The organism is Methylocaldum sp., from assembly GCF_039794385.1.
GTDB lineage: Bacteria > Pseudomonadota > Gammaproteobacteria > Methylococcales > Methylococcaceae > Methylocaldum.
The window spans coordinates 1-7809 of sequence record NZ_JBDIVO010000227.1 but is presented as its reverse complement, the minus strand read 5'-3'; the positions used below and the strand labels follow the sequence as shown (position 1 = coordinate 7809).

Sequence of the window (7809 nt, the reverse complement as noted above, 5' to 3'; positions counted from 1 at the left end):
CACCGGCAGCCCAACGCCCAGAAGCGAAGGCCGACAATCCCGTCAATCCGCCGGTTACACCCCCAAAGCCTTCCAAACCCAAATCCGCACCCTCAGAATCTACGGAACGCTCCCCGACGCCGATAACCGAAAAGCGGCTCGGCAAACCGGCGGAAAAAACCCGGCAACCAATCGATCAGGAACCTCTAACGGAATCTGCTGCGAGCGAAAACGCCAACCCTCCGGTCGCTTTTCGGGCTCCCGCAAGCGCGCCGGAAACTCGCGACCTGCCGCCCCGACCTCTCGCGGACGAACCCGCGATTCCGTTCATCCATGCCTTGCCCATCGATTTTCAGCAGCGGGTGGGCCCTATCACGATCAACGTATTCGCCTACTCCGAACAGCCGGAAGAGCGGTTTGCGATCATCGACATGAAAAAATACCGGGTGGGCGACAGCATCCAAGGCGGCGCGGAACTCCTGGAGATTCGCTCCGACAGCCTAGTGCTGCGGACGGAAGGGCGTAAATTCCGCATTCCGCGGCCGTAACGCCTTCGGTCCCGCCGGGCCACCGGCGAACAATGAGCGTCCATGCCCGCATACGTTACATCCGAAACCGGCCGCAATAGGAAAAGGTTCGCCCGAACCAGGGGTGAACGATCTCGAAATCCAGGCGCACTTCGTCATCGGATACCGGACTCTCGACGATAACGGCATCCCCGAGCAGTGCCCAATTGGGAATTCCGATCATCATCGGCCCCAGTTTCCAGCAGTGCTGCAATCCGGTGAACACCAGCGCCCCGTCCTCGACGCTGAGCCTCATGCGGATGCCGACCCCGAAGCGCAGAATCTCGACGATCTGGCCTCTGCCGGCCGGTTCCATTCGGGACAGAAATTCGGTAACTCGGCCGTCCGGGAAAGAGAAGGTGCGATGCCAGTAGAGGGAGTCGGGGGTCGTCGGGTCGGTTCTATTCCGAACCTTGACGGGAACATTATCGCCCGGATAAGGCACCAAGGCCTTGAACCAACGGGCAAGCATCAGCCAGGGCTTGATCAGGGGCGCATGGCGAATCTCCTCCATCACACCATCGAGAATCATGTCTTCTGCAAATGATGGCGAGAGGTCGTAGTGCCGGCGCACGGCAGGAGCCAGCCGTGCCCAGTGCTCTTCTCCGAGAACCCGCCGAACGACGGGCATGTGGCGTACGGTCATAAATCCCCCCTTTTCAAACGAATGTCGGCTTGCAAACCATCAGATACAGCGTAGCGAGCATGGCGATGAAGGCCGGCACCCCCAGCCAAAACCACTTATTCAGATCTCGCCAATAACGCTCGGGCAACGGCTCGCCGGTGGCAAGCGCCCGGTCGCAGTCGTTTCGCATGCGGATTTGAAGGTACACGACCGGCAGCCAGCAGCCCCCGGCGATGATATACATCAGCACGGACGCGACCAGCCACGGCGAATCCAGCGGATAACCGTAAAGCGCCGCAAGCGCGAACCCCGAGACCGGCTGGACGACGACGGTCGGCGTCGTGAACAGCCAATCGGCCAGCACCACACGCCGGTTGGTGATCGCCATCGCCTGCACATTGCGGCTGAGGTCGGTGGTGAACTTGAAAAAGGCGGTTCCCATACCGGTGCCGAACAGGAACATCGAACTCAGAATATGAACCCATTTGATGATCAGGACGTCCATCAGCGTTTCTCCGCGGCCATAATCGCCAAGGTAGCGATGAGAATCGGAATGTTCTTCGCGATCGGCGCGAAGGGATGGAGCCAAAATTCGGGCAAGCTTACGGTGATGACCGCGGTATAAGCGAGCATCGCCAAGAGCTGAAGTAGGCCCACCAGGACCACGTGAAAACGCGTCAGCAGAGCGACTCCGAGCACGACATCCAGGGAGGCGGCACCGTACAGCACCCAAGGAGCCGCCGAACCGGTAATGCCCGTGGCCGCCAAAAGCTCGAGACTTTCGCTCTCCGGAAAAAACAACGCTGAGGTCAGCCCCGACCAGATCCACAGCAGCGCCAAAGCGTACCGCAGGACCGGGATGATAAAGAACAGCCGGGCGTAGATCCGTTCGGCCGACGTGCCGGGTCGATTTCGGAGAGCGGATGCCAAGCCTTCGGTACGAAGCCCCAGGCGGGCGGACAAAATGTCCGGGTCCCCGGTATTGCCCCGCTGAAGCATGCGCAATGCTTCTCCGTTGAAAGGAGTCGCCGTCATCGCGCCGAGCCGGTCGGCAATGGCCAACAGCCAGCGATAGGGAATCGGAATGAAATGCGCTTCCCCCAAGCCTAGCCAATTTCTGAGCACGCCCAGACACTCGCGCAATGTCATGGGCTCCGGCCCGACCACGGGAAGCCGCAGGCGAGCCGGCGCACCGGATTTCAGCAGCCGCAGCACGGTCCGCGTGAGATCGTCCACGTGTACCGGCTGAATCTTCTGCCCGCCGTCGCCGACCAACGGGATGACCGGCAGGGCCGCGAGCGCGCAGAAGAGAGCCGAACTCTGCCCGCCGGGTCCGAACACCAGCGAAGGCTGAAGGATGGACCAATCGAGATCCGTCGTCGCCAGGAAATCGTCGGCGGCCTTTTTGCTGAGGTGATAACGGCTGAACGCCGAATCGTCTGCACCCAGAGCGGAAATTTGAATGACCTTCCGTACGCCGGCCCGGCGGCACGCCTCGAACAAGGCTATCGGGGCATCGCGATGCACGTCGTCGAACCGGCTGTTCCGACGCTCGGCAATGATCCCGACCGCGTTGATCACCGCATCGACCCCGTATAAATGGGGCAGCCAGTCGAGAGACTTCAAAAGATGAGCAAAGTCGATGGAAATCGATTGGACTCCCGGCGCATCACGGGAAGGCGATGCTCGGTGCACCCCCGCGATCACCTCATGCCCATCCCTCGCCAGCGCATGCACGATATGGCGTCCGATAAATCCCGAAGCTCCGGTCACAAGAACTCGCATCGCGATCTCCTTTTATTTCTGATATTTCAGTCTTAACAGAAAGATAAGCGCAAAAAAATCAGCTCTTCGAGCCCAACAATTTCTCGATCTTGGCGCCCAGATCCAGCAACTTGATCAATGCCGGCCTCGGCAAGCGCCGTATCTGGTCGTACCAAGAAAGCAACCGCTCCAGGAACTTGGCCACCGCCTCGATACGGCGCTGCACTTCGGGCCCGCTTTCGTCCTCATTGGCGTCGAGGACGCATTCCCGGAGTACGGTCAGCGTAGGGTCCAACTCGCGGCGCTTGCGGTTCTCGGCAATGGCGAAAAAAGTGTCCCACAAATCCGAGAGGGCCTCGAAATGATCACGGCGGTCGCCTTTGACATGGAGCAGCTTGACCAGGCCCCAGCTCTGCAACTCCTTAAGACTGGTGCTCACATTCGAGCGCGCCACCCCCAGAGTTTCGGCGATCTCGTCGGCGGTCAAGGGTTTCCCGGCGAGGTACAGCAGAGCGTGGATCTGCGCCACGGTGCGATTGACGCCCCATCGCGACCCCATTTCCCCCCAGTGCAGAACGTATTTTTCCATGACCGGCGTGAGTTTCATATCTTTTTATCTGAATTTTCAGAACTGACGGAAATAATAGACCACGAGCCGATCTTGCAGTCAACTCGTTTTTGGTCGGCTAACGTTTACCGCCGGAACGACTCGGACCGCCAGGTTTGAGGCGATAATGCTTTCAGTCTCTCCTCGGTAAGCATGCAATAAGCCCAAGCGGCCGCAACGCTGCGTCTTGGCCCACCGAACTGATGAACCAACGACTGTCGCTACGCCGCCTGCTCCATTTCAGGATCGTATTGCCCCAGCGCCGCGGCTCCGTTAAAGCGTGCACGCCGGATGAGGGCTTGCTGGGCTGCGGTCTTGTTTTCCGCCTGGCCGCGCCAGATCGCCATCGGCGATGCCTGCAAGGCCCGGCTGAACGAGAAGGTCAACGTCCAAGGCGTTTTCAGGGCCTGGGCCTTCACATTGATCGCGTTGAGATTGGCGCTGGCGACCGTATCGCTCTGGCCGCCGGACAGGAAGGCAATGCCGGTGACTGCCACCGGTACGGTTCGCCTGAGGCAGGCCAGCGTCATCTCGGCAACTTCTTCAGGCGGCGCCTGACGAGGGCAGTCCGCGCCGGATAGCACCATGTTGGGCTTCAAGATCATGTCCTTGAACCCGACGCGGTAACGCGTGAGCGCATCGAAAACCTCATGCAGTGCCGCCTCGGTCGCCCATCGGCAGGTTTTGATATCGTGCGCTCCGTCCATCAGCACTTCGGGCTCCACGATGGGCACCAGCCCATGGACCTGACAGAGTCCGGCATAACGAGCCAGCGACTCGGCGTTCGCGCGCAAACACTGGGACGTGGGTATGCCCTCGCCGATGGCGATTACCCCGCGCCATTTGGCGAGCCGCGCCCCCATCCGGCGGTATTCGTCCAGCCGACCCGCGAGTCCGTCGAGCCCCTGGGTAAACCGTTCGCCGGGAAAGAACGGCAAGTCCACCAAGCCTTTGTCCACCTTGATGCCGGGAATGATCCCTCTTTCGGCGAGGAGTTCCGGGATAGGCTTGCCGTCGGATGCGCGCTGGCGAATCGTTTCGTCGTACAGAATCACGCCGCTGATGTATTTTTCCAGTTCCGGCGCGGTAAACAGCATCTCGCGATAGTCCCGACGAGACTCCTCGGTACATTCGATCCCGAGCTTCTTGAATCGTTTTTCGATGGTGCCGGTACTCTCATCTGCGGCGAGCAGTCCCTTGCCCGGCGCAACCATGCGCGCGGCTATTTGTGCCAACTCATCAGACATAAGCCCTCCTTCTTTAGCGTGGAAATTCATGTTCGGCTAACTCAAGTTGGAGATCAGCCGTACATAGGACCTTAGACCGAGCGTATCGCGGAGGGTGCCAATCGTTCCACGCCTGCCTGCATTTAAACTGCCGAAGGTCCGCTCCGGTCCGTCGCTTCCCGCATTATGATCAGCCGCAAACTTGCCCGTTTTCCCGCATTGTAGGCGCAACGCCCCACTGTTCGGATTGTCGAACAGATTTAACGAATCGACGGAGGGAAAAGCCATGCACGTCAGCTATGAAGAAGCACAACGCGCCATCGCCGCAGCACTTAAAAAATCCGAGGAAATCGGCGCACGCAGTTGCATCGCCGTGGTGGACTCCGGCGCAACCCTGAAGGCGTTTGCCCGGATGGACGACGCTTGGGTCGGCAGCATCGACATCGCGATCCGAAAGGCACGGACTGCCTGTTTCTTCGGCATGCCGACCGGCGAGATCGGCAAGATGTCGCAGCCCGGAGGATCGTTGTATGGAATCGAGGTTTCCAATGAGGGCTTGATCACCTTTCCCGGCGGGCTCCCTATTGTGAATGCCGATGGCGTTCTGATCGGCGCTATCGGAGCGAGCGGCAGTACGGTCGAGAATGATCACAGGGTTGCAATGGCTGGGTGCGAGGTGATCGGTGTGTCCGATCTACCGGAACATCCCTGGCGAACCTGAAAATCAGAGGAGCGGAACGCTATGGACGAGAAACAAATGGCGAAAAGCTTAGGCTGGTTCAGTATCGGTTTGGGCCTTGCCGAAGTCGCGGCACCGAGGAAAGTCGCCGATATGGTCGGCCTCGACGGTCGGCACGGCATTGTGCAACTGTTCGGACTTCGCGAAATCGCGACCGGGATCGGCATACTAATGCAGCCCGGAAATCCCAATTGGCTCCAGGCGCGGGTTGCCGGCGACGCGCTGGACCTGGCTTTGCTCGGATCGGCTCTGGGCGAAGACAACCCGAAACGCGGCAGAGCGGCGGCGGCCATGGCAGCGGTAGCCGGCGTGACGGCCCTGGACATCATCGGCAGTGAACAACTGAGCCAGAGCGCCGGAACCAAAAGTGGCACCATCCATGTGCGGGAAAGCATCACGATTGACCGCCCGGCCGAGGATATTTACCGGTTCTGGCGCGATCTCGAGAGCCTGCCGCGCATCATGAATCACATCGAATCCGTGCGGGAGATCGGACCGGGCCGTTCCCATTGGGTTGCAAAGGCACCTGCCGGAATGCATGTCGAATGGGATTCGGAAGTGATCGAAGACCGGCCGAACGAATTGATTGCCTGGCGTTCGCTCGAAGGCGCGGATGTGGACAATGTCGGGTCGGTACGCTTCGAGCGTGCACCGGGCGGACGCGGCACGGTAGTCAAGATAGAGATGGATTATCGGCCGCCGGGCGGCATCATCGGCGCCAAGATCGCGAGGCTGTTCGGCGAAGCGCCCGAGAAGCAAATCGCCGTGGACTTGCACCGCTTGAAGCAGCTCATGGAAACCGGCGAGATCGCAACCACCGAGGGGCAACCCGCGGGGCGGGCTCGCAGCCTGTCGAGAAAGTACGACGAAATCGTCCAAACCTGACACTAAATTCCGCCGCCCGTTTTCATAGCGCTCAGCGGCTCATCGATTCGGACAAGGAACACTGTCATGAAAGCGAATTGTTGGTACGGCAAGAACGATCTTCGGGTGGAACAGGTACCCGATCCGGAAATTCTCAACCCACGCGATGCCATCGTAAAAATCACATCGACCGCAATCTGCGGCTCCGATTTACACCTTTACGACGGTTTCATCCCGGCGATGGAAAAGGGCGACATCCTCGGCCACGAATTCATGGGCGAAGTCGTCGATGTCGGACAGGGCGTAAAGAACCTGAAGGTCGGCGATCGCGTGGTGGTCCCTTTTCCCATCTCTTGCGGCAACTGTTTCTTCTGTCAAAAAAAGCAGTATTCGCTATGCGAAAACTCCAACCCGAACGCGGTGATGGCCGAAAAGCTCTGGGGGCATTCGCCGGCGGGAATCTTCGGTTATTCGCACCTGGTCGGCGGATATGCCGGCGGGCAAGCCGAATATGCGCGTGTCCCCTTCGCCGATGTCGGCCCGATCAAGATCGAGAACGGCTTTACCGACGAGCAGGTTCTGTTTCTTTCCGACATCTTCCCAACCGCCTACATGGCGGCGGAAGCCTGCGACATTCAGCCCGGCGACACCGTGGCGGTTTGGGGCTGCGGACCGGTAGGCCAGCTCACCGTCAAGAGCGCCTATCTGCTTGGCGCCGAGCGGGTCATCGCGATCGACCGTTTCCCCGATCGGCTGCGTATGGCGCGTGAACAAGGGAGGGCGGAGACGCTCAATTACGAGGAGGTCGATGTCTACGATTCGCTCATGGGCATGACCGGAGGCCGTGGACCGGACGCCTGTATCGATGCCGTCGGCATGGAAGCGCACGGACACGGCATTCAATACGCCTACGACCGCGCCAAGCAGGCGACGATGCTGGAGACCGACCGGCCCATCGTGCTGCGCGAGGCCATCATGGCCTGCCGCAACGGGGGTACGGTCTCCGTCCCCGGAGTCTATGGCGGATTTATCGACAAGTTTCCCATGGGTTCCGTCATGAACCGGTCGCTGACCATCAAGACCGGGCAAACCCATGTGCAACGCTATCTGCAGCCGCTACTAGAGAAAATCCGGAACGGGGAGATCGACCCGAGCTTCATCGTTACGCATCAGATGCCGCTCGACGATGCGCCCGAGGGCTACGAGATGTTCAAGCACAAGCAGGACGAATGCATCAAGGTCGTGCTGAAGCCGTGAGTAGGAATGAGCAGGTCTTCCAAGTGAAGACTTCCAAAAAGAAAGGCCTGCCGGGAAGCAGGCCTTTTTAAGATAACGGTTAAAATTGAGGGACAGTTTCCGCGTTGGCTGATGGTCGGTTAAATCGTCAGGCTCATTGAGCCTTATGCTCGAATTCACCCGCCGACCAAATCCGATGGATT

At 59.6% G+C, this 7809-nt stretch carries 9 protein-coding genes; 4 read left to right on the top strand and 5 right to left on the bottom strand.

Annotated features, from left to right (window positions below; all coding sequences use genetic code 11):
• The coding region (locus ABJK70_RS17035) for a general secretion pathway protein GspB (protein ID WP_347258552.1) at window positions 1-527 on the top strand (527 nt) is incomplete at its 5' end.
• 55 nt (window positions 528-582) lie between these two features.
• On the opposite strand, the gene ABJK70_RS17030 is transcribed toward ABJK70_RS17035, so the two are convergent.
• From ABJK70_RS17030 to ABJK70_RS17010, 5 genes are all read right to left on the bottom strand, one after another.
• Window positions 583-1191: a DUF4166 domain-containing protein gene (locus ABJK70_RS17030; protein WP_347258551.1), complete on the bottom strand. Its 609-nt coding sequence runs from the start codon at window positions 1189-1191 to the stop codon at window positions 583-585.
• Between the two features lie 13 nt (window positions 1192-1204).
• Window positions 1205-1675 (bottom strand): DUF2269 domain-containing protein, encoded by a 471-nt coding sequence (locus tag ABJK70_RS17025; protein WP_077730812.1) that lies wholly within the window; start codon window positions 1673-1675, stop codon window positions 1205-1207.
• Complete coding sequence (locus ABJK70_RS17020) at window positions 1675-2955, bottom strand: NAD(P)H-binding protein (RefSeq protein ID WP_347258550.1); 1281 nt, start codon at window positions 2953-2955, stop codon at window positions 1675-1677. The genes ABJK70_RS17025 and ABJK70_RS17020 overlap by 1 nt, the downstream gene beginning before the upstream one ends.
• 58 nt (window positions 2956-3013) lie before the next feature.
• The gene (locus ABJK70_RS17015) at window positions 3014-3541 is read right to left on the bottom strand and encodes a GbsR/MarR family transcriptional regulator (protein WP_086133436.1); all 528 of its coding nucleotides are present in this window, start codon (window positions 3539-3541) and stop codon (window positions 3014-3016) included.
• Between the two features lie 221 nt (window positions 3542-3762).
• A complete protein-coding gene (locus ABJK70_RS17010) occupies window positions 3763-4788 on the bottom strand; it encodes a class I fructose-bisphosphate aldolase (RefSeq protein WP_347258549.1) in 1026 nt (341 codons plus the stop codon).
• Window positions 4789-5053: 265 nt separating this feature from the next.
• On the opposite strand from ABJK70_RS17010, the gene ABJK70_RS17005 reads away from it, so the two are divergent.
• The 3 genes from ABJK70_RS17005 (at window position 5054) to ABJK70_RS16995 (ending at window position 7627) form a co-directional block, all read left to right on the top strand.
• On the top strand, window positions 5054-5488 hold the full coding sequence (locus tag ABJK70_RS17005) for a heme-binding protein (protein WP_077730808.1): 435 nt from the start codon (window positions 5054-5056) through the stop codon (window positions 5486-5488).
• A 21-nt stretch (window positions 5489-5509) separates the two neighbouring features.
• Window positions 5510-6391 carry an SRPBCC family protein gene (locus tag ABJK70_RS17000; protein ID WP_086133435.1) on the top strand — a complete coding sequence of 294 codons (882 nt, stop codon included), beginning with the start codon at window positions 5510-5512 and terminating at the stop codon, window positions 6389-6391.
• A gap of 66 nt (window positions 6392-6457) precedes the next feature.
• Window positions 6458-7627, top strand: a complete 1170-nt coding sequence (locus ABJK70_RS16995; protein ID WP_347258548.1) for a zinc-dependent alcohol dehydrogenase — start codon at window positions 6458-6460, stop codon at window positions 7625-7627.
• The last annotated feature ends 182 nt before the right edge of the window (window positions 7628-7809 follow it).

Bases quoted from the DNA above. Each gene is read 5' to 3' on its own strand.
- ABJK70_RS16995 (WP_347258548.1), top strand. From the start codon at position 6,458: ATGAAAGCGAATTGTTGGTACGGCAAGAACGATCTTCGGGTGGAACAG.
- ABJK70_RS17005 (WP_077730808.1), top strand. From the start codon at position 5,054: ATGCACGTCAGCTATGAAGAAGCACAACGCGCCATCGCCGCAGCACTT.
- ABJK70_RS17025 (WP_077730812.1), bottom strand. From the start codon at position 1,675: ATGGACGTCCTGATCATCAAATGGGTTCATATTCTGAGTTCGATGTTC.
- ABJK70_RS17000 (WP_086133435.1), top strand. From the start codon at position 5,510: ATGGACGAGAAACAAATGGCGAAAAGCTTAGGCTGGTTCAGTATCGGT.
- ABJK70_RS17010 (WP_347258549.1), bottom strand. From the start codon at position 4,788: ATGTCTGATGAGTTGGCACAAATAGCCGCGCGCATGGTTGCGCCGGGC.
- ABJK70_RS17015 (WP_086133436.1), bottom strand. From the start codon at position 3,541: ATGAAACTCACGCCGGTCATGGAAAAATACGTTCTGCACTGGGGGGAA.
- ABJK70_RS17020 (WP_347258550.1), bottom strand. From the start codon at position 2,955: ATGCGAGTTCTTGTGACCGGAGCTTCGGGATTTATCGGACGCCATATC.
- ABJK70_RS17030 (WP_347258551.1), bottom strand. From the start codon at position 1,191: ATGACCGTACGCCACATGCCCGTCGTTCGGCGGGTTCTCGGAGAAGAG.